21 protein-coding genes are annotated in these 20,075 nt (G+C 71.5%); 10 read left to right on the top strand and 11 right to left on the bottom strand.

Going from position 1 to position 20,075, the window contains the following annotated elements:
• Window positions 1-29: 29 nt before the first annotated feature.
• The 5 genes from hemC to FXF68_RS24905 form a co-directional block, all read right to left on the bottom strand.
• A complete protein-coding gene (hemC, locus tag FXF68_RS24925) occupies window positions 30-950 on the bottom strand; it encodes a hydroxymethylbilane synthase (RefSeq protein WP_148763188.1) in 921 nt (306 codons plus the stop codon).
• Entirely contained in the window at window positions 947-2,515 is a 1,569-nt protein-coding gene (locus FXF68_RS24920) for a glutamyl-tRNA reductase (protein WP_342787172.1), read from the bottom strand. Before FXF68_RS24920 ends, hemC begins: the two co-directional genes overlap by 4 nt.
• Before the next feature lie 92 nt (window positions 2,516-2,607).
• Window positions 2,608-3,351, bottom strand: a complete 744-nt coding sequence (locus tag FXF68_RS24915; RefSeq protein WP_148763186.1) for a redox-sensing transcriptional repressor Rex — start codon at window positions 3,349-3,351, stop codon at window positions 2,608-2,610.
• Between the two features lie 317 nt (window positions 3,352-3,668).
• The gene (locus tag FXF68_RS24910) at window positions 3,669-3,929 is read right to left on the bottom strand and encodes a glutaredoxin family protein (RefSeq protein ID WP_148763184.1); all 261 of its coding nucleotides are present in this window, start codon (window positions 3,927-3,929) and stop codon (window positions 3,669-3,671) included.
• Between the two features lie 5 nt (window positions 3,930-3,934).
• Window positions 3,935-5,248, bottom strand: coding sequence for a putative quinol monooxygenase (locus FXF68_RS24905; protein WP_148763181.1), 1,314 nt, complete (start codon window positions 5,246-5,248; stop codon window positions 3,935-3,937).
• 133 nt (window positions 5,249-5,381) lie between these two features.
• Between FXF68_RS24905 and FXF68_RS24900 the strand changes: the two genes are divergently transcribed.
• From FXF68_RS24900 to FXF68_RS24885, 4 genes are all read left to right on the top strand, one after another.
• A complete protein-coding gene (locus FXF68_RS24900; protein WP_148763179.1) occupies window positions 5,382-6,059 on the top strand; it encodes a sigma-70 family RNA polymerase sigma factor in 678 nt (225 codons plus the stop codon).
• A gap of 164 nt (window positions 6,060-6,223) precedes the next feature.
• Window positions 6,224-6,412 carry a hypothetical protein gene (locus FXF68_RS24895; protein WP_148763176.1) on the top strand — a complete coding sequence of 63 codons (189 nt, stop codon included), beginning with the start codon at window positions 6,224-6,226 and terminating at the stop codon, window positions 6,410-6,412.
• Between the two features lie 59 nt (window positions 6,413-6,471).
• Window positions 6,472-7,392: an HAD family hydrolase gene (locus FXF68_RS24890; protein WP_148763174.1), complete on the top strand. Its 921-nt coding sequence runs from the start codon at window positions 6,472-6,474 to the stop codon at window positions 7,390-7,392.
• A gap of 38 nt (window positions 7,393-7,430) precedes the next feature.
• On the top strand, window positions 7,431-10,589 hold the full coding sequence (locus FXF68_RS24885) for an ATP-binding protein (protein WP_148763172.1): 3,159 nt from the start codon (window positions 7,431-7,433) through the stop codon (window positions 10,587-10,589).
• A gap of 24 nt (window positions 10,590-10,613) precedes the next feature.
• On the opposite strand, the gene FXF68_RS24880 is transcribed toward FXF68_RS24885, so the two are convergent.
• Together FXF68_RS24880 and FXF68_RS24875 are read right to left on the bottom strand one after the other, a co-directional pair.
• Window positions 10,614-11,399: an ABC transporter permease gene (locus tag FXF68_RS24880; protein ID WP_148763170.1), complete on the bottom strand. Its 786-nt coding sequence runs from the start codon at window positions 11,397-11,399 to the stop codon at window positions 10,614-10,616.
• Entirely contained in the window at window positions 11,396-12,358 is a 963-nt protein-coding gene (locus FXF68_RS24875) for an ATP-binding cassette domain-containing protein (protein ID WP_148763168.1), read from the bottom strand. The genes FXF68_RS24880 and FXF68_RS24875 overlap by 4 nt, the downstream gene beginning before the upstream one ends.
• 98 nt (window positions 12,359-12,456) lie before the next feature.
• Here FXF68_RS24875 and FXF68_RS24870 point away from each other — a divergent pair, with 98 nt between their 5' ends.
• Complete coding sequence (locus FXF68_RS24870) at window positions 12,457-12,924, top strand: hypothetical protein (protein ID WP_148763166.1); 468 nt, start codon at window positions 12,457-12,459, stop codon at window positions 12,922-12,924.
• A gap of 99 nt (window positions 12,925-13,023) precedes the next feature.
• Window positions 13,024-13,824: a hypothetical protein gene (locus FXF68_RS24865; RefSeq protein ID WP_148763164.1), complete on the top strand. Its 801-nt coding sequence runs from the start codon at window positions 13,024-13,026 to the stop codon at window positions 13,822-13,824.
• A gap of 84 nt (window positions 13,825-13,908) precedes the next feature.
• Here FXF68_RS24865 and FXF68_RS24860 read toward each other — a convergent pair whose 3' ends face one another.
• Together FXF68_RS24860 and hisS are read right to left on the bottom strand one after the other, a co-directional pair.
• The gene (locus tag FXF68_RS24860) at window positions 13,909-14,520 is read right to left on the bottom strand and encodes a hypothetical protein (RefSeq protein WP_148763163.1); all 612 of its coding nucleotides are present in this window, start codon (window positions 14,518-14,520) and stop codon (window positions 13,909-13,911) included.
• A gap of 18 nt (window positions 14,521-14,538) precedes the next feature.
• Window positions 14,539-15,861 (bottom strand): histidine--tRNA ligase, encoded by a 1,323-nt coding sequence (gene hisS, locus FXF68_RS24855; protein ID WP_148763161.1) that lies wholly within the window; start codon window positions 15,859-15,861, stop codon window positions 14,539-14,541.
• A gap of 479 nt (window positions 15,862-16,340) precedes the next feature.
• On the opposite strand from hisS, the gene FXF68_RS24850 reads away from it, so the two are divergent.
• Window positions 16,341-16,934, top strand: a complete 594-nt coding sequence (locus tag FXF68_RS24850) for an RICIN domain-containing protein (protein WP_148763159.1) — start codon at window positions 16,341-16,343, stop codon at window positions 16,932-16,934.
• Between the two features lie 54 nt (window positions 16,935-16,988).
• Here the strand turns inward: FXF68_RS24850 and FXF68_RS24845 are convergent, their stop codons facing one another.
• Together FXF68_RS24845 and FXF68_RS24840 are read right to left on the bottom strand one after the other, a co-directional pair.
• Window positions 16,989-17,168 carry a DUF397 domain-containing protein gene (locus tag FXF68_RS24845; RefSeq protein WP_148763157.1) on the bottom strand — a complete coding sequence of 60 codons (180 nt, stop codon included), beginning with the start codon at window positions 17,166-17,168 and terminating at the stop codon, window positions 16,989-16,991.
• Window positions 17,165-17,980 carry a helix-turn-helix domain-containing protein gene (locus FXF68_RS24840; protein ID WP_148763155.1) on the bottom strand — a complete coding sequence of 272 codons (816 nt, stop codon included), beginning with the start codon at window positions 17,978-17,980 and terminating at the stop codon, window positions 17,165-17,167. Before FXF68_RS24840 ends, FXF68_RS24845 begins: the two co-directional genes overlap by 4 nt.
• Window positions 17,981-18,010: 30 nt before the next feature.
• Between FXF68_RS24840 and FXF68_RS44900 the strand changes: the two genes are divergently transcribed.
• The 3 genes from FXF68_RS44900 to FXF68_RS24825 all read left to right on the top strand — a co-directional run bounded on the left by FXF68_RS44900 (window position 18,011) and on the right by FXF68_RS24825 (window position 19,940).
• Window positions 18,011-18,622, top strand: a complete 612-nt coding sequence (locus tag FXF68_RS44900; RefSeq protein ID WP_483902916.1) for an ATP-binding protein — start codon at window positions 18,011-18,013, stop codon at window positions 18,620-18,622.
• The gene (locus tag FXF68_RS24830; protein WP_148763151.1) at window positions 18,601-18,975 is read left to right on the top strand and encodes a hypothetical protein; all 375 of its coding nucleotides are present in this window, start codon (window positions 18,601-18,603) and stop codon (window positions 18,973-18,975) included. Before FXF68_RS44900 ends, FXF68_RS24830 begins: the two co-directional genes overlap by 22 nt.
• A 95-nt stretch (window positions 18,976-19,070) precedes the next feature.
• Window positions 19,071-19,940 (top strand): intradiol ring-cleavage dioxygenase, encoded by an 870-nt coding sequence (locus FXF68_RS24825; protein WP_222870078.1) that lies wholly within the window; start codon window positions 19,071-19,073, stop codon window positions 19,938-19,940.
• Window positions 19,941-20,075 lie beyond the last annotated feature (135 nt).

The raw sequence follows: 20,075 nt of genomic DNA, 5'->3' as shown, positions 1-20,075 counted from the left end.
GGTGCCGGTCGTGGTCTTCGCGGCGGGGCTCAATCGCGCTCCCCCATCAACTGGTCGGCCCCCTGCGCGAGCAGCCGGTGCGCGAGGTCGCGCCCGATCTGCTCGGCGGCGTCCGGGTGGCCGCTTGCGGACAGCCGCACCTGCCGGCTCCCGTCGTACGCCACGACGGCCGCCGTCAGGTGCAGCCTTTCATCTACTTCGGCAGCGTACGTCCCCACGGGAGCGGAGCAACCCGCCTCCAGGACGGCGAGGACGGTCCGCTCGGCGGTGACGGTCCTCCTGGTCGCCGCGTCGTCGACCGTTCCAAGCAGGGCGCGGAGGTCTTCGCGGTCGGTGCGGCACTCCAGCGCGAGCGAGCCCTGGCCCGGGGCGGGCAGCATCTGGTCGGGCTCGAAGACCTCGGCGACCGCGTCCAGGCGGCCGATCCGGCGCAGGCCCGCGTGGGCGAGGACGATGGCGTCCAGCTCGCCGTCCGCGACCTTGCGGAGCCGCGTGTCGGCGTTGCCGCGGATCGGGACGATCTCCAGGTCCGGGCGCAGCGCGCGGAGCTGCGCGACGCGGCGCGGCGAGCCCGTCCCGACGCGGGCGCCGCGCGGCAGGTCGGCGAGCTTCGCCGGACCGCACAGGGCGTCCCTCGGGTCGTCGCGGACCGGCGTCGCGGCGAGCGCGATCCCCGGCGTCTCGGACGTCGGCAGGTCCTTCAGCGAGTGCACGGCGAAGTCCACCTCGCCCGACAGGATCTTGTCGCGCAGGGCGTTGACGAAGACCCCCGTCCCGCCGATCTGGGCGAGCAGGGCCTTGGAGACATCACCCTGCGTCGTTACCCCGACCAGCTCGACGGCATGCCCGGTCAGCCGGGTGACCTCGTCGGCCACCTGCCGCGACTGGGTCGTCGCCATCAGGCTCTTGCGGGTGCCGAGCCGCAGCGGCCCCGTGCTCGCGGTGCTCATCTCTCGTCTCCTTCAGGGGCGGCCGCGTCCGGCGTGCTGACCGCGCGGACGTTCGCGGCCTGCGCGGTCACGTCCCGCACGGTCATCGCCGGACCGGCCGGTTCGGGCACGCCCGGCACACCGGGCACGCCGGGCACACTAGGCAGACCGGGCACGCCGGGCGGCAGGCTCAGGCAGTCGGCCTCGGCGCACTCCGCGTCGATCACGGACGGGTCGATCACGGACGGCACGGGCGCGGCACGGGCGGCGGGCTCCTCGTCGCGCAGGTCGGCGCGCGCCACGACCTCGGGCTTCGACGGGTCCAGGTCGAACAGCTCGCGCAGCGCGTCGGCGTAGGAGTCGCCGCCCGGCGCCGCCGCCAGCTCCTTCACCCGGACGGTCGGCGCGTGCAGCAGCTTGTCGACCACGCGCCGGACGGTCTGCTCGATCTCGCGGCGGGCCCGCCCGTCCAGCTCGGGGAGCCGCCCGCCGAGCCGGGCCAGCTCGGACTCGACGACCTCGGCGGCCTTGCTGCGCAGCGCGACCACGGTCGGGGCGACGGCGGCGGCGCGGGCCGCGCCGAGGAACACCTCGACCTCCGCGCCCACGATCCGCCGGACGGCCTCGACCGCCTCCGGGCCGATGGCGTGCGCGGCCTCCTCGGCGGTGCGCAGGTCGTCCAGCCCGGCGAGGGCGACGCCCGGCAGGTCGCCGACGGACCGTTCGACGTCGTGCGGGAGGGCCAGGTCGAGGAAGAAGCGGCGCCGCCCGTCCGCGCCGACGCCGCGCGCGGTCAGCCGCGCGGCCGTCACGACGAGGCCGGTCGCGCCCGTGCAGGACACGACGAGGTCGGCCTCGGCGATCGCGGCGTCCAGCACCGACAGCTCGACGGCGCGGGCCGGGACGTCCAGCGACTCGGCCAGCCGCACCGCGCGCTCGTGCGTCCGGTTCGCGACGACGACCTCGCGCGCCCCGGCCCGGCTCAGCGTCGCGGCGGCCAGCGAGCTCATCGACCCGGCGCCGACGACCAGCGCGCGGACGCCCTCCAGCGGCCCGAGGTGCCGGGCGGCGACGTCCAGCCCGACGCTGACGAGCGACGCGCCCGCCTTGTCGATGCCGGTCTCGTGGTGGGCGCGCTTGCCGACCCGCAGCGACTGCTGCAGGACGTCGTGCAGCTCGCGGCCGAGGGTGCCCTCGTCCTGCGCGAGCCGGAACGCCTGCCGGAGCTGCCCGAGGATCTGGCCCTCGCCGACGACCATCGACTCCAGCCCACACGCGACGGCGAACACGTGCTGGACGGCCCGCTCCTCGTAGTGCACGTACAGGTGGCGGGACAGCTCGTCCAGCGGGACGCCGGAGTGCAGCGCCAGCAGCTCGGAGACGGCCGTGACGCCGCCGTGGAACCTGTCCACGACGGTGTAGATCTCGACCCGGTTGCAGGTCGACACGATCGCCGCCTCGGCGACGTTCGCGGACCCGTGCACCGCGTGCAGGAGCTTGGCCAGGTCGTCCCCGGCCACGGCCGCCCGCTCCAGGACCGCGACGGGCGCGCTCCGGTGACTGAGCCCCACGACCAGAATGCTCACGTCCCGCCCTCCCAGGCTTCCCCGTCCACTCTCGTCCACCGCCCGCCGTTCACGTTCCGCGCCCCGCCCCGTGCCCTGCCCCTTGCTCTGGTCTATGCCTCTACTGGCTCCACGTACTGCTTCGTGCCGGGCGGCGCGTCCCCGGCGACGAGCGGGGCGAGGCCGTCCGGCCCGCCCGCCTTGCGCTGCTCGTGGAAGGCCAGGATCTGCAGCTCGATGGACAGGTCGACCTTGCGCACGTCCACGCCGTCCGGCACCGTGAGGACGGTCGGCGCGAAGTTCAGGACGCTCGTCACGCCCGCCGCGACCACGCGATCGCACACCCCCTGGGCGGCGCCCGCCGGGGTGGCGATCACGGCGATGGAGACGCCGTGCCGGGCGATCATGTCCTCCAGCCGGTCGATGTGCTCCACCGTCATGCCGGATATCTCCTGGCCGACGATGGAGTCGTCCGCGTCGAGCAGGCCCGCCACGCGGAAGCCGCGGGACGCGAATCCGCCGTAGCCGGCCAGTGCACGGCCCAGGTTACCGACACCGATGATCGCGACGACCCAGTCCTGGGTGAGGCCGAGTTCGCGGGAGATCTGGTAGACGAGGTACTCGACCTCGTAGCCGACCCCGCGCGTCCCGTAGGAGCCGAGGTGGGAGAGGTCCTTGCGGAGCTTCGCCGAGTTCACCCCGGCCGCCGCGGCGAGCTCCTCCGACGACACGGTCGCGACGCCGCGCTCCTGGAGCCCGGTGAGGGCGCGCAGGTACACCGGCAGCCGCGCCACGGTGGCTTCGGGGATGCCGCGGGCCGCGCGGTCGCGCCGGCGGTTCTGTCGAGGTGTCGTCACGGCCTGCTCTTCGGAAGTCGGCGCTGGGGACGGGGCGGCGGGCCCCTCGCCCGGGCGGGCGCGGCGCCGGCCGTCCGGCCGCGGCTCGACCGCTTCAGGGCTGTCCACCAGGTTAAGCCTTTGTGAATACGCGCACAAAGTCACCCCCCGGCGACGCGGTCGGCGGGCCTGCAGGCAGGCCCCTGAACCGGTCCAGAAACCCGCCGCCGCAGCCCCGCCCAGCAGGGCTTTCCGCCCCGGGACGCACCCGCCGCACCCGCCCCACCGATGTGACGGACGAGACACCCGAGGCACCGCCGAGACGCCCCAGGACCCGGCTAGGACGTCTCGCGGAGGTTTTCGATCGCGGCGCGGAGGCGGGACTCGTCCACCCGCCAGAAGTCGTGCTGGACGCCGTTGATCAGCGTGACCGGGATCTGCTCCCAATACTGCTCGGTGTCGCGCTCGGAGAGCGTGATGTCGCGCTCCTCCCATGGGACGCCGAGGTCGCGGGCGACGCGCTCGATCACCGCGCGGGCGTCGTCGCACAGGTGGCAGCCCGGCTTGCCGAGCAGCGTGATCAGCACTCCTCCGGACACCGGCGTCACCGTCCCGGGAACTCGGGCGCGGGCAGCGGCACCTTCGCCGCGCCGAGCCGCATCTCGATCACGTTGGTGGCGATGATGTGCGTGCGGGACTCGGCCAGGAACCGCTGGAGGTGCGGCGTCTTGCGGTGCGCGGCGAAGGCGGCCTCGTCCCGGAAGAGCTGGTAGAAGATCCGCTGCGTGGGCGCGCCGACGACCTCGTGGGACGCGAAGATCACCGTGTCCGGCTCGGTCGCGCGGGCGGCCTTCACCAGGTCTCCGGCGAGCCGGTCGAACGCGGCCTCGCGCCCGTCGAGCAGGGTGTAGACGGTGATCTGACCGCACGCCCCCGCCAGCTCGCCGCCGGGACCGCGACCGCCGAGCGGCGCGAGCGCGGGGGACGCCTGCTCCGGGACAAGCGCGTTGCCGATCCCGATGCCGACCCCGTCCACGGCCGTGGGGCCCGCGGGGTCGTCCGGGAAGCGCGGCTCCTCGTGCGGCGGGTCGGGGAACCGCAGCTCCCCGCGCCGCGGGTCGGGCGGCGGCGGGGTCGGCGCCGCGACGGGCTCCGCCCGCTCGGCGCGCGCCCCCGGGTGCTCCGGCCGGGACGGGTACCCCTGCTCCTCGTATCCGGTGGCGGGCTCGTCGCCGTACTCGTCGTAGTCCTCGTCGTCGTAGACGGGGATCGTGCGCATCGCGCCGTACCAGACGAGCCCGGCCGCGCCGCCGAGCGCGATCACCGCGAGCGGCGCGGGCAGGAACCCGCGGGTGCCGCTCACCACGAGGACGCCCGCGAGCGCGACCAGCGCGACCGGGATGAGCAGCTCGGCGGCCTCCTGGTCCTGCTTGCTGGCGAGCCAGGCGGTGAGCCCGGTGCACGCGACGAGCGCGATCACCGCGACGACGTGCGCGCCGTCGATCAGCAGCAGCGGCAGCGCGTCGTAGGTCGAGCCCGGTTTCGGCAGGCTCTTCGTCAGCGAGCCCTTGAGCGGGTCGAGGACGAGGATGACGAGCGCGACGAACGTGTAGGAGATGGCGAACAGCCAGGCCGCGAACCGCACCTGGACGTACCGCGCGATCAGCTCGACCATGCCGAGCGCGAGCCAGACCGGCCCGATCAGCGCGGCCCCGAGCTCCAGCACGCGGAACAGCGGCCCGTTGAAGCCGGCGAGGAAGCCGACGCCCATGCACAGCAGCGCGAGCGACAGCCCCACCTGGGTGAACGACCAGGCGATCAGGTAGAGCAGCCGGTCCTTGTAGGCGCGCTGAACCAGCAACCCGGTGGCCACTAAAGCGCCGAGGGTCGCGAGGAGCGCGAGAAGAGCATCGACCATCGCGCCCCATGGTGCCCGATGCCGGGGCCCGACGGGTAACCGCCCGTCCACCTACACCATTGCCCGGCGTACCTATCGGTATCTAGAGTGGCAATTTCACGCCGGAGGTCGCGTACGCCCCGAGGAGAACTGCATGAGCAGCTTGTCCCTCGACGCCGGGGTCCTCCCGCTTCCCCGGCCCAGCCACCAACCCCGCGCGCTGCCCCGTCCGCTGGCCCGTCCGCTGGCCCGGCCGGGCGCCGCGCGGCGCGACGCCGACCGCGCCGAAGTGCTCAAGGCGCTGGTGCTCCGCGCGCGGGACGGCGACGCCGAAGCCTTCGGCTGCCTCTACGACCACTACGTCGAACTCGTCTACCGCTACGTCTACTACCGGGTCGGGACGCACTCCCTCACCGAGGACCTGACGAGCGAGACGTTCCTGCGCGCGCTCCGCCGCATCCGCGACTTCCACTGGCAGGGCAAGGACTTCGGGGCCTGGCTCGTCACGATCGCGCGGAACCTCGTCGCCGACCACTTCAAGTCCAGCCGGTACCGGCTGGAGGTCTGCACCGGCGAACTGGTCGAGCCGGACCGGCACCAGGAGGGGCCGGAGCGGGCCGTCCTCGACGCGATGACGAACCGGACGCTGCTGGAGGCCGTGCGGCGGCTCGGGTCCGAGCAGCAGGAGTGCGTCGTCCTGCGGTTCCTGCACGGGCTGTCGGTCGCGGAGACGGCGCTCGTCATGGGCAAGAAGCCTGGGGCCATCAAGGCGTTGCAGTACCGCGCCGTCCGGTCGCTCGGCCGCATGCTCCCGGACGACCTGCGCCGCTGAGCCCCGCCCTCCTGCCGCTCATCGGAGCGGTGGTACCGCTCGGCGCACCGCCGGGCCGTTATCCGCACCACTCCTCCGACCAGCGGCCGTAACCCTCCGTGCCGCTCGGTCGTTTCCCGGGCAGGAGAGCGCGATGGCGCCTGGACTCCGCAAGGGAGCGGCCAGTGAGAACCAGGCGGGGCAAGACCGATGAACAGGGAAGCTCGCTCGCCCGGCTGAGGGTGAGCGAGGCGGGTCCCGACCCGCGCTTCCGCGCCGTGCTGCGCGAGCGGCTCGTCGCGGCGGCGAGCGGCCGGGGCGAGGACTTCCACGACCACGGACGAGGGGAGGTCGCGCGGGAGACGGTCGACTGATCCCCGTTCGCCCGGGATGGCGAGCGGGAAGGCGAAAAGCGTTCAACTAGGCTCGGCCCATGCGGCGAAACCGGCAGCGGGTGATCTGGCAGCGCGTGTCCCGGCCCCTGAGCGTCCTGCAGTGGCGCGGCAGAAACCAGGACCACGTGAGCGCCGGGAAGGCCGCCGCCGCCGCGGCGGCCGAGCCCGCGCCGCCGCCCGATCCCGACCCGGCCGCGGCGGCGTTCTTCGACGTCGACAACACGATGCTGCGCGGGGCGTCGATCTACTACTTCGCGCGCGGGCTCGCCGCGCGGAAGCTGTTCACCATGCGCGACCTCGCCATGTTCGCGTGGGGGCAGGCCGCGTTCCGGATGCGCGGCACCGAGAACTCCGAGCACATCGGCAGCGCGAAGGAGGCGGCGCTCGCGTTCGTCGCCGGGCAGAAGGTCGCCGGGATCGTCCAGCTCAGCGAGGAGATCTACGACGAGGTGATGGCGGACCGGATCTGGCACGGCACCCGCACCCTCGCCCTCCAGCACCTGGACGCGGGCCAGCAGGTCTGGCTCGTCACCGCGACGCCCGTCGAGGTCGCCCGGACGATCGCGCACCGCCTCGGCCTCACCGGCGCGCTCGGCACCGTCGCCGAGACCCGCGACGGCGTCTACACGGGGCGGCTCGTCGGCAACCTGCTGCACGGTCCCGCGAAGGCGGAGGCCGTCCGCGCGCTGGCGCAGCGGGAGGGCCTCGACCTCGCGCGCTGCGCGGCCTACAGCGACTCGATCAACGACCTGCCGATGCTCACGGCCGTCGGCCAGCCGCACGCCGTGAACCCGGACGCCGGGCTGCGCGAGCACGCGAAGGAGAACGGCTGGCCGATCCACGACTTCCGCACCGGGCGCCGGGTCACGATGATCGCGCTGCCCGCGGCGGCGGGCGCGGGCGCGCTCGCGGGCGGGGTCGCCGCGGGCATCGCGCTGCGCCGCCACTACCGCGCCTGAGGGCCGCCGGGCGGCGGCGGGCCGTCTAGCCTGGGCCCGTGACCGTCGAGCTGACGCTTTTGTCCAGGGTCGCCTGCCGCGGCCGGGACGTCACGAGCCCCCGGCTGCGGGCGCTGCTCGCCCTGCTCGCCGCCGAGCCGCGCGCCGGGGCGTCCGTGGCGCGGCTGGTCGCGGGCCTGTGGCCGGACGAGCGTCCGGAGAACCCGGCGAAGGCGCTCCAGGTCGTCGTGTCGCGGGCCCGTTCGCAACTCGGCGCGGACGTCGTCGCGAGCGCCCCGGCCGGCTACCGGCTGGGCCTTCCCGAGGCGGCGGTGGACGCGTCGGCGGTGCTGCTCGCCGCGTCCGCGAGCGCCCGCGCGTCCCGCGACGGCGACCACAAGGCCGCGCTCGCGCACGCCGAGGACGGCCTCGCGCTCTGGGACGGCCCGCCGGAACCGGGCGACGGGGACGACCCGCTGTCCGCGCTGCGCGCCGACCGGGCCTCCACCTACTGGACGCTGATTCGCTCCCGCGCGCTCGCCCTGGCCCGGCTCGACCGCCGCGCGGAGGGCTTCGAGGCGCTCGCCGAGGCGGCCCGCGAGTACCCGAGGGACGAGGAGGTCCTCGCCGAGCTGCTGCGCTGCGAGGCGGCGACGGCGGGACCGTCCGCCGCGCTGGCCCGCTTCGAGGACTACCGGCGCGCCCTGCGCGACGAGCTCGGCACCGATCCGGGGGCCGCGCTGCGGGCCGTCCAGCAGGAGTTGCTGCGGGCGGAGGCGCCGGCGGTCCGGCGCGGGGTGGCGCACGAGCCGAACCCGCTGCTCGGCCGGGACGGCGACGTCGCCGCCGTGCTCGGCCTGCTGCGGACGTCCCGGGTGACGTCGGTCGTGGGCCCCGGCGGGCTCGGCAAGACGCGGCTGGCGAACGCCGTCGCGCGGGACGCCCCGCACCGCGCCGTGCACGTCGTGCCGCTGGCCGGGGTGTCGCGGGACGGGGACGTGTCGGCGGAGGTCGCGTCCGCGCTCGGCGTCGGCGGCCCGCACCAGGCCGCGCGCGGACGGCTCGCCGGTCCCGCCGACCGCGCGGGCGGGATCGTGGAGGCGCTCGGTCCGGGGCCGGTGCTGCTCGTCCTGGACAACTGCGAGCACGTCGTCGAAGGCGCCGCCGACCTGGTCGGCGCGCTCGTGTCGATGACCCGCGACCTGCGGGTGCTGACGACGAGCCGCGCCCCGCTCGGCCTGTCGTCGGAGTCGGTGTACCCGCTGCCCGCGCTGGACCTCGCGACGTCCGCCGAGCTGTTCCGGCAGCGCGCGCACGCGGCGCGTCCGGCCGCCGACGTCCCGGCGGACGCGGTGACCGGGCTGGTCCGCCGCCTGGACGGGCTGCCGCTCGCGATCGAGCTGGCGGCGGCGCGGGTCCGGGTGATGTCGGTGGCGGAGATCGCGCGCGGCCTGGACGACCGGTTCGCCCTCCTGCGCGGGAACGCCCGGGACGCGCCGTCCCGGCACCGCACCATGCACGCCGTCGTCGAGTGGAGCTGGAACCTGCTCGGGCCGTCCGGACGCGCCGCCATGCGCGCCCTGTCGGTCTTCCCCGGCGGTTTCACGGCCGACGCCGCCCGCCACCTCCTCGGCGGCGACACCCTGGAGATACTGGACGACCTCGTCGGCCAGTCGCTGCTGGAGACGGTCGAGGGCGAGGCTGGCACGCGGTTCCGCATGCTGGAGACCGTCCGGGAGTTCTGCGCGGCGCACCGCGACGCGGAGGGCGAGACGGACCGGGCCGTCGACGGATTCCTCGCCTGGGCCCGCGAGTTCGGCGCGGAGCACCACGAGTCGCTGTTCGGTGTGGAGCCGATCGCCCCGATGCGGCGCGTCCGGGCCGAGCAGGACAACCTCCTCCAGGCGCTCCGCGAGGGCCTCGACCGCGACGACGCCGCCTCCGTCGCGGCGGTGACGGCGACGCTCGCCGGGATGTGGACGCTGGAGTCCGCCTACGGCCGGATGATCGTCCTGGCGTACGACACGGCCGGGACGCTGAGCCGCTTCCGTCCCGGCCCGGCCGACGTCGAGGTCACCCGGGCGGCGCTGGCGCTGAACGTCCTGACCACGTTCCTGCTGAAGGGCCCGTCGGTGACGCGGGCGCTCGTCGCGCTGCGCAGGCTGCCGCCGCCCGAGTCCGGCGGGCTGCCGCGCGCGGCGGCGGTCCTCGCCGCGGCGGCGCCGGAGATCCTCGCGGACGGCGAGACGTCCGTCCTGGACGGTCTGCGCGCGAGCGACGACCTGGTCCTCGCCGGGCTGGCGAACTGCGTCGCCGGGTACGTCCGGGAGCGGAACGGCGACGTGGCGGGCGCGGTCGCGGCGACCGAGGCGATGCTCGCGGCGTCCGAGACGTCCCGGAACCCGTGCCTGCGGCTGGTCGCGAACTCGCGGCTCGGCGAGCTGCTGATGCAGCTCGACCAGGGCGAACGGGCGGCGCACTACCTGCGCGTGTCGCTCGACCTGCTGAAACGGTTCGGCTGGCGGGACATGTTCGGGCTGCTCTGGGCGCTCGGGGCCGTCCACCTGCACCTGGGCGAGGTGGACGAGGCGGAGCGCTGGCTCGACCGGTCGCTCGTGTCCGGTCCGGACGAGACGTTCGGCACCGCCACCTTCAACCTCGGCGCCCGCGCCGAGATCGCGTTCGCGCGCGGCGACGCCGAGACCGGGCTGCGGCTGTGGCGGGAGGCGGTCGAGCGGCTGGCCGAGGAAAAGAACCCGGTCGCGCCGCCCGTCGCCGACCCGTGGACGCTGGAGGCGCACAGCGTCACCGTCGTCGCCCACGCCAGGCACGGACGGCTCGACCTCGTCGAGGACGTCGCGGCCGGGCTGCCCGCGATGCTCGCCGGGCTGCTCGCCGAGCCGCAGCCCCCGATGCCGGTGTCGTTCATGGACCTGCCGATCTGCGGCGGGCTGCTGCTGGCCCTGGCCCTCGCCGACCTCGCCCGCGCGGGCTGGACGGCCGAGGCCCCGCCGCGCGTCCGGACTCGCACGGCGCGGGCGGTGGCGCTGGCGGAGCGGCTGCACTTCGTGCGGGTGTTCCAGCCGACGATGTCCCCGGCGGCGGCCCACGCCATCGCCGAGGACGCCGACGGCCCCGCGTACGCCGACGCGGTGTCGGAGTACGCGGGGCTGGGCCGTGCGGACCTGCGGGACGCCGTCCGGGCGCTCATCACCTAACGCGGCGCGGCAAGCGCGGCGCGGCTAGCGCGGCGCCTTCCGGTCGAACAGGATCTTCGAGCAGGTGTAGCCGACCACCGCGAGACCGACGCACCACACGAGCGAGACCACCGTGTCGTGCCCGTTCGGGTGGCCCGCGAGGAACCCGCGCAGCGCCTCGTTGACCGGCGTGAACGGCTGGTACTCGGCGAACCACCGCACCCCGGCGGGCATCGACTCCGGCGGGACGATCGCGCTCCCCACGAACGGCAGGAACTGGATGATCAGCGGCGAGTTGCTCGCGCCCTCCGGGTTCTTCGCGATCAGGCCGAGCGTGACGGCGACCCAGGTCAGCGCGAACATGAGCAGCACCAGCAGGCCGGTCGCGGCGAGCCAGTCGAGCAGGGAGGCGTGCGTCCGGTAGCCCATCGCGACGGCGACCGCGACGACGCCCGCCGTGCTCACCACCGTCTGGATCATGCTGCCGACGACGTGCCCGGTGAGCAGCGACGACCGCGCGATCGCCATGGTGCGGAACCGGTCGACGATCCCCTCGGTCATGTCCGTGCAGATGGCGATGGACGTCGACAGGCACCCGGACGCGATCGCCATCAGGATGATCCCCGGCGCGACGTAGGAGATGTAGTCGCCCTTCGCGCCGCCGCCGACCCCGTCGCCGAGCGCGTTGCCGAACACGCCGACGAACAGCAGCAGGATCAGGATCGGCATCATCATCCCCGCGATCGTCAGGGACGGGTAGCGCAGCGCGTGCCGCAGGTTGCGGCGCAGCATGGTGGCGGAGTCGGCGGTCGCCTGCGTGAACGCGGTCATTTCGAGGTCACCTTCTCGTTGTTCTCGGGACGTCCGGTCAGCGCGAGGAACACGTCGTCCAGGTCGGGGGTGTGCACGGACATCTCCTCGACCTCGACGGCCGCGTCCTCCAGCCGTCCGAGGAGGGCTCTGAGCGATCGGACGCCGCCGTCGCTCGGCACCTGGAGGGCCAGCGCGTCGTCGTGCCGGGTGACGACGCCGAGGGTCCGGGCCGCCGCGTCGAGCGCCGCGAGGTCCGCGAACCGCAGCCGGACGTGCCCGCCCGGGACGAGCCGCTTCAACTCCTCCGACGTGCCCTCGGCGACGAGGCGTCCGCCGTCCAGGACGGCGATCCGGTCGGCGAGCCGGTCCGCCTCCTCCAGGTACTGCGTGGTCAGGAAGATCGTGACGCCGTTGCGGGCGAGGCCCTGGATGATCTCCCACATGGTGCGGCGGCTGCGCGGGTCGAGCCCGGTGGTGGGCTCGTCGAGGAAGATGATCCGCGGGTCGCCGACCAGCGTCATCGCGAGGTCGAGCCGCCGCCGCATGCCGCCCGAGTAGGTACTGACCTGCTTCTTGCCGGCGTCCACGAGGTCGAACCGCTCCAGCAGGTCGTCCGCGACCCTCCTGGCGGTCTCCTTGCCGAGATGGTGCAGGTCGGCCACCATGATCAGGTTCTCCCGCCCGGTGAGCAGCCCGTCGACCGCCGAGTACTGCCCGGTGACCCCGATCGCGCGCCGCACCCCGTCGGCGTCCTTCACGAGATCGCACCCGGCGATCCGCGCCTCCCCGCCGTCCGCCCGGAGCAGCGTCGACAGGATCCGCACCGCCGTGGTCTTCCCAGCGCCATTCGGGCCGAGGAGCGCGAAGATCGTGCCGCGCGGAACGTCGAGATCGATCCCGTCGAGGACGACCTTGTCCTTGAACGCCTTCCGCAGCCCTTTCGCGAAAATGGCCGTCTGCCGTGGTTCCGTGTTCATGCCCTGAACCCTGCGGGGCCGCGCCTTCAGGCTGCTTTCACCCCGGTTTCAGGACGCCTTCGGGACCCCTCCCGAGCCCCGCTCCCTACCCTCCGCCCATGACCGTTCCCCGCACCCTTGCCGCGCTCCTGCTGGCAACGCTGCTGATCGCGGGCTGCTCGGACTCGGACGACTCCCCGGCCGTCCCCCACGCCACCGCACCGAAACCGTCGCCATCAAGCTCACCCACATCAGCGTTCTGCCTGGACCTTTCGACGTTCCAGGTCGGCCTGGTCACTTACACCGCCGACGCGGGCCGGGCGATGGAAGGCCAGCCACTGGACTTCAAGGAACTCCGCAGAAAGGCCACCCTCATCCTCACCTGGGGCGAGGAAATGGAGTCAACGGCCCCACCGGGCATCGCCGCCCACTTCCGCACCGTCCTGAAAGCGATCAAGGATTCATCGAGCCACCTGAAAAAGGGCGCCCTGGTCCGCGACGTCGTCACGCCCCTCTACGGCAAGAAGAACAGACCGGCATTCGACGCGGTGAACAAGTACGACTGCGACCCCGGCACCAAGAACTAACCTCTCCGGCTACGGCGGATGGGGGATGCCGGCGGCACCGGGAGAGCAGACGATGGGCGTGCCGCACTTCGCCACGCGACCACACGGGGAGACTCCGCCATGGTGTTCCAGGCCAACACCACCACCCAGCCCGTCCTCGACGCGATCAAGGCCCACAGCACCGCGCCCGACACGGTGCGCGCCATTAACGAGGCCAAGGACTTCACCGTCACCTTCACCTATTCCGCGCTGCCGCCCGCGACCACGCTCACCAACGTGCTGGGCTGGACCTTCGCCGGGCTCTACGGAAAGAAGTCGACCACGGACCCGTTCGCCTTAATCGCCCAGACGCCCGACATCGCCAGCCTCTCCGAGTGGGCGGGCGCCCTCGAATCGACGCAGGTCGAGGTCTGGCTGAACTCGGCGGAAATCGGAACGTCAAGCGCGAGGCTCATCACCACCGGGCTCCACGAATTCGAACTGCACGTCCTGCCCTTCTACCGATTCCACACCGCCCTCAAGGGCATCGGCGGAGAGTCCGAGAAGATCGGCACGCTTACCAAACAGGTCAAAGAGGGAGACTTCTCCGCGACGACGCAGCACCAGTCGCCCGCGTTGCGGGCCAACCAGGTGCTGGCCGTGATCAGCTTCGCCTCCGGCCTGGTGGCGGAGCGAATGCGTCCGAGCAGTGAGAGCAGTACGAGCCCCTCAGCGAGCAAGCGCAAGAAGCCCGCCCCCGACATGGAGACCACCAGCCTCGAGTACAACGTCCTGATCCGCACACGCGAGGACGTGCTGGGCGAGGACAGCGAAAAGCTCGCCCCCATCAAGAAGCTCTACGACCCCCACCTCGCCACCCTGAACACCAAGTACGGCAAAGACGTAGTCGACTACGTAGTCGAACAATTCGAAATGGACTAGCCGACGCCCTGGCACCGGAGCGGGCCCCAAGGCACCACGGTCCAAGAACCCGCCCCGGCAGCAGCCCATGGACGCGATGGACGATCAGCGGTCCAGGTAAAGCAGCGCGGTGATGGTCTTCTTGCAGATGTCACAGTGCATGGGCGCCTCCTCCGAAGCGAGGTCGCACTCGACGGTGGTGACGCGGTCGATCACACCGGTTTCCGCCTCGGCGGCCCAGGCATCGGCCCAGCGGCGGGTATTGGCGTTGAGGTCGTCGACGTAGCGGGAGGTCATCTCGTAGAAGGCACGGACCCCGTGTTCCTTCATGTAGCGCCAGTTGAACTGGAGCGACAGCAGTGCGATGGGGAACGGGTGCTCGACCAGGCCCCGGGCCCAGCGTTCGGAGACGTCGTCGATGTCCAGACGGGCGGCGCGCTCGTCCAGCATCTGCCACATGCCGTTCTGGTCGTACTCGGCGAGCGCGTCAGCGAGGAGCTTGCCGGCGTCGATGAGATTGGCGGTCTTCTTCTCGAAGAGATCGGAGACGGTTTGGAGGAGCTGCTCGTCCGGACCTTTCCGTGCCTGGTCGATGACCTGCTTGAGCTGGACGGCGTAGGCGGATTCCCAGGACAGGCACTCCCCGAAGGCCGACCAGGGGTCAGGGAAGCCCCTCTGCTCGATCGCGGCGAATATGCGATCGCCTTGCACACCCATCTTGGCTCCAATCTGGAACTACCTAGACGGCGCACACCTCCCGGTGAGGTACGCGGCAAGCTCGTCGGCCGGAACCTCGGACTGCTCGCCCGAATCCATGTCCCGGACCGTGATCACCCCGGCCTCCTTGTCGGACGCCCCGTAGATCAGCGCGAAGCGCGCCTTGCGGTCGGCGGCCCATTTGAGCTGCTTGGCGAGCTTGCGGCTGGCGGCCAGGTACACCTCGGTCCGCAACCCTGCGTCCCGCAGTCGAGCGGCGAACCCCATGACCTCGGACGCGGTGTCCTCAGCGATCACCGTGGCCGCGACATCGATCCGGTGTGCGGCGCCCTCGTCGTCCCCGAGCAGGCCGATGATCCGCTCGACGCCTAGGGAGCCGCCGCAGGCCGGAACGTCCGGGCCCCCGAGAGCGGAGATCAGCCCGTCGTATCGGCCGCCGCTGGCGATCGACCCCGGCATCCCCTCGGCCACCACCTCGAAGATGACCCCGGTGTAATAATCCAGCCCCCGGACCAGGCTGGGGGTGAAGGTGATCCGGTCCTCGCCGACCTTGGGTGACGCCAGTTCCAGCAACCGGCCGATCTCCTCCAGCCCCGCGCGTCCGGCTTCGCTGTCCTTCAAGGCGGTCTGCATCCGGTCCACGGCGTCGGGTGCCGTCAGGTCGCCCACGAGGGCCTGTGCGATGTCCGGAGCGAGCGACCGGGCGTCCACCAGTTCGGCCGCGACCTTGTCGGGCGACAGCTTGTCGAGTTTGTCCAAGGTGATCAGCACCCCACCGCCCAGCTCGACCGGAACGCCGTAAACGTCCAACAGCCCCGACAACGCCTGCCGGGAGTTCACCAGGACCCGGTATTCACGCAGGCCGACCGCGTCGAGCGCGTCGGTCAGCGCGCACACCACCTCGGCGTCGGCGAGCGGCGACGCCGAGCCGACCACGTCCACATCGCATTGCGCGAACTCACGGAAACGGCCCCGGCCGGGACGGTCGGCCCGCCACACCGGCCCCATCGCGTACCGCTTGTACGGAGTCGGCAACCGCGAGCCGTAACCGGCGACCACACGGGCGAGCGGGACGGTCATGTCATAGCGCAGGGCGAGGTCGGCCTCGCCGGTGGCCTCGTGCTCCCCGCGGCGCAGGATCTTGAAGATCAGCTTGTCGCCCTCGTCGCCGTACTTGCCGGTCAGGGTCTCCAGCCGTTCGAAGGCCGGGGTCTGGAGCGGCTCGAACCCGTACCGCTCGAACACCCCGCGGATCTGCGCGAAGACATGCTCGCGGGTGCGCAGCGCACCCGCGAGGAAGTCACGCGTGCCTGACGGGGGCTCGAACTGTCGTGATGCCATGGCGTCTCCTGACCAACGAAACCGGCAACGAGCCAACGCGAAATCATGAGAATCGGCCCACACCCGGACGCCGGGCGAACCGGGGGACCGTCGTCCTCCGATCGTATCGACGGACCTCACTCCCGAACCGGCGAACCGCTGGGAGCCACCACGCCACTGCCCGCGCGCGAGCCGGACCGCCGCAGACGACACGGCCGATCGGATGACAAGAACCAGCCCTTCCGACCCCTTCGAGTGTCACACGCCAACCGTGCCTTCCAGGCTGACCGACTCGACACAGTCGCCTCCGGGCCGCGCGGAAGGTCGACTGCGCCATTTACACCGACCAGAAGTAGGCGGCTTCGAATTCGTCCCAGAGTCGCTCGCGCGCCGTGACGTAACCCTCGTGCATATCTCCCTGTGGACGGAATGCCGGCAGGTGCGCTGGTCCCGCCGGTTCGGGCTCGCCTCTGGCCGGTTGCCAACTGTGGAGGAGTCTCATGCGACGCGAAGTACGGTTCTTTGCCCCGGCCGCCCTGCTGACCGCGCTCCTCGTTTCGGCGCTGGCCACGGCGCTGACCGGGGCTCCGGCGAGCGCCGCCGTCGGCGCCGTGGGCGTGTCGAAGGCGTCCGGGACGGCCTCGCCGGCCGACGTCCCCCTCACCGGCCGCAGGTGGGGCAACGTCAACAGCGGACTGTGCCTGGCCTACGACGTGGAATCACGGGGCGCGGCACGCCAGGAGAGTTGCTTCAACGGCGCCGGAGCCGACAACACCATCTTCTGGGAGGACGTGAACACCGGCGGCGACACCTACGAAATCAAGAACAAGCACAACGGCCAGTGCCTGAGCATCGCGGGCGGCTCCAGCAACGACGGGGCCGCGGCCTTCGTTTTCACCTGCAACGGCACCGCCGACCAACTCTTCAAGCTGGTGCCGGTGCCCCAGCCCATCCCGGGTCTCGTCTACTTCGAAATCGTGAACGTCAACAGCGGCAAGTGCGTCTCGGTCGGCGGCGGCCGGACCAACCTGGGCGCCTGGGTCATCCAATGGACCTGCGCTGGGACCGGCGCACAACTGTGGCGCGCGGCCTAGGAACGCACTGAACATTCTGGAGTGAAGGTCATCCGACCATAGGCCGGGTGACCTTCACTCCTCCGCCGCCCGAATGGCGTCACGAAGCCCAGCACGCGACACGACAAGGATCGGGCCGTGCGGGTCCTTCGAGTCTCGGATCGCCACATCGTCATTCAATCCGGCCAGCTCAACGCAGTTGCCGCCGTCGCTGCCGCTGCGGCTGGACTTACGCCAGGTGAGCTCTCGGTTCATGGAGTCCACTTCTCTTCAATCGTGCGGTTAATCAAATCGCCGCTCATGCTCACGGGAAGCGCCTGTGTGCATATTGCAGCGAACCTGTCCTTGAGTCGTGAGATGTCCTCCCGCGCTTCCATCATGATCCCACGCGCGGCGGTCTCGGCAAGGGCGATCTCGCTGCCATCAGAGAGCGTCGCCAGGACGAACGCCCCCTGGTTACCCGGGTGCGGCTGACCATTGGGAATCACCTGCACACTGAGGCGCGGCGTGCTGACCTCCGCGAGGTACTGGAGTTGGGCCCGCATGACATCCGCGCCTCCCACGTCGTACCAGAGCACGACCTCAGGAAGTACGTACACGAGACGCGGAGGCTTCGGGTCCGTTCGCGTAAGGATGGCCTGCCGAGCCAACCGCGCGTCGATTGCTTCGTGGTCGCCGAAGAGCAAGGCGCTCGCGTACTCCTCCTTCTGGAGCAATCCGTAGACGACGGTGGGCTCGTAGACCTGAAGAGTGTCGGCCTCCTCTTCTACGCCAGGCCACTTGCGGAACCACTCGGGGAAGGCGTCCCTTTTGTTGCCGAAGAGGCCGTCGTGGAGGTGGGACAGGGCCTCCTTGGTGTCGAGGACGGCGTCGCAGTGCTCCGCGAAGGCACGCTCGCAGTGCGATTCCGCGCGTTCCACTACGCCGATGAATGAGGGGCTGTAGGGGATCTTGGCGGCGAGTTGCTTGATGCTGTAATTCGCCAGGACGCGGTATCTGCGCACCTCTGAGCCGAACAGGTCGAGCGGGCTGTTCGAGGGCGTGAGGAGCTTTGGCGGCTGCGGCATTTACGTCTCCCGATGACCAGTCGATGACCCATGACGACCAATGAGACCCGGCTTAGCCCCGGGTCCGGCTCATGGCGTGCCGAACACGTTAAACAGCATGGCACTTTGCGCGATGCTCGGCTAGAGGTCGATGGAAATGGAGGCCGGGATGTTCGAGACGATCGTTTTGACAGTTCCCCCCGAACCGGTCATAACGGAATGCATTTTCGCCACTCGTCCGGCAAATCGGGCGGGGCAATGAGCGCATTCACAAAGGGGGCGGCCCTGATGAGCGGAGAAGGCGAATGCGTCCTCCAACCCAATGCGGAGGCTCCGGGTAGGGCGCGACGGTTCCTCGCAGCACGGTTCGCCGAGTGGGGACTCGTGGACGACGACGGGTGCGTCATCGTGTCCGAGCTGGTCACGAACGCCGTCCTGCACGGGGACGGGCCTGTCGCCGTGCACGTGTTCCAGGACGAGCGCGACGGGCTGCCGGTCATCGAGGTCAGGGACGGCGGCGCCGGGCGGCCGGTCGTCCGGCCGGAGGACTGCGCGGCGATCCACGGGCGAGGGCTGGCGCTCGTGGCCTGCCTCGCGTGCGACTGGGGTGTCCGGCCGCTGCCGGACGGAGGAAAGGTCACGTGGGCGAAATGCGGGCTCTAGTCGTCCAGGCCCAGCGCATTCTGCTGCGCTGGCGGACCCTCGGCGGCCACGAGACGGCGACGCAATACCTGGAGGACCTCGCCGACGAACTCGCGCCGCGCGGCTGGCGGTTCATGCGCTTCTACCGGCGGGACGAATTCCCGGTGCCCGTCCCCCTGCTGTGGGTCTACGCGAGGGCGACGAAGGACATCGGAATGGTCGTCAACGTCCTCGCCGTCCCCGGCGGCGGCTGGGCGTACCACGAAGCCACCTGGGGACGCCACGGCTACCTGTGCCCCTGCGGGGACCCCGAGACCGCCGCCATCCAGATCGACCGCGTTCTCAAGCACCGGCTTTTCCCGTCCACCTTCTGAGAAAAGCTCACACAAATCTCATCTTCGCCCTATTGAGATCTAAGGTGTTCTCGTTTGGCTGACCGCGGCCCCGTTCCCCCACGAGGAGGCTCCCCATGCACGAAGACGAGAAGGCAGTGGAGCGCACAGGGCTGAGTCGCCGGGCCGCGTTGACAGCGATGGGCGGCGTCGGCCTGACGGTCGGCGCCGCCGCGGGCGGCGTCGTGCTCGCCGGTGGCGCCGACAGCGGAACCGCCAAGCCCGCGTCCGGTACCAAGCAGCCGTCGTGCGTGCTGTCGCCCGAGTCGATCGAAGGCCCGTACTACCTGGACTACGAGATGGTCCGGCGCAACGTCACCGAGGACCGGCCAGGAGTCCCGCTCATCCTGCGGACGACCGTGGTCGACTCCCGGACGTGCCGTCCCATCCCCAAGGCGGCCGTGGACATCTGGCACTGCGACGCGGGCGGCGTCTACTCCGGCTACGACGGCAACACCCTGCCCGGCGGAGGGACGCCTCCTACCGGCGCTCCGACCGGGCCGCCGCCCGGTGGTGGCGGTGGCATGCACCAGGAGCCGGTCAACGACCTGACGTTTCTGCGCGGCGTCCAACTCGCCAACGGGAACGGCGACGCCGAGTTCGCGACCGTCTACCCCGGCTGGTACCAGGGGCGCGCACTCCACATCCACGTGAAAGTCCACATCGGAGGCAAGGTCGACCCCCAGAAGAAGACCTACACGGGTGGCCATGTGAGCCACACCGGCCAGCTCTACTTCGCTGAGGATCTGGCGGAGAAGATCGCCAAGCTGTCCCCCTACAAGGACAACACTCTGGAACGCGTGAAACTGGAGGACGACTTCATCTACCAGCAGGCCAACTCGGGCTTGCTGACGATCCGGCCACTCCACAAGGGCCGGATCGAGCGCGGGCTCCTCGCGACCGTCACGCTGGGCGTCGATCCGACCGCCACCCCCTCGACGAACTGAGCCGGGGGCAGTCTTCCTGGTTCGTTGAACCGGCCCCCCGCAGGCAAGGAACCCCGTCCTGACAGGGGATTTCAAAGCCTCCGGCTGCTCCCTGGACAGCTCTCAGGAGGTGTGCAATTGTACACTGCAATTTCA

It is taken from the genome of Actinomadura decatromicini (assembly GCF_008121305.1).
Taxonomy (GTDB): Bacteria; Actinomycetota; Actinomycetes; order Streptosporangiales; family Streptosporangiaceae; genus Spirillospora; species Spirillospora syzygii.
The sequence above is the reverse complement of the archived record's forward strand: the minus strand, read 5'-3'. Positions and strand labels throughout refer to the sequence as shown.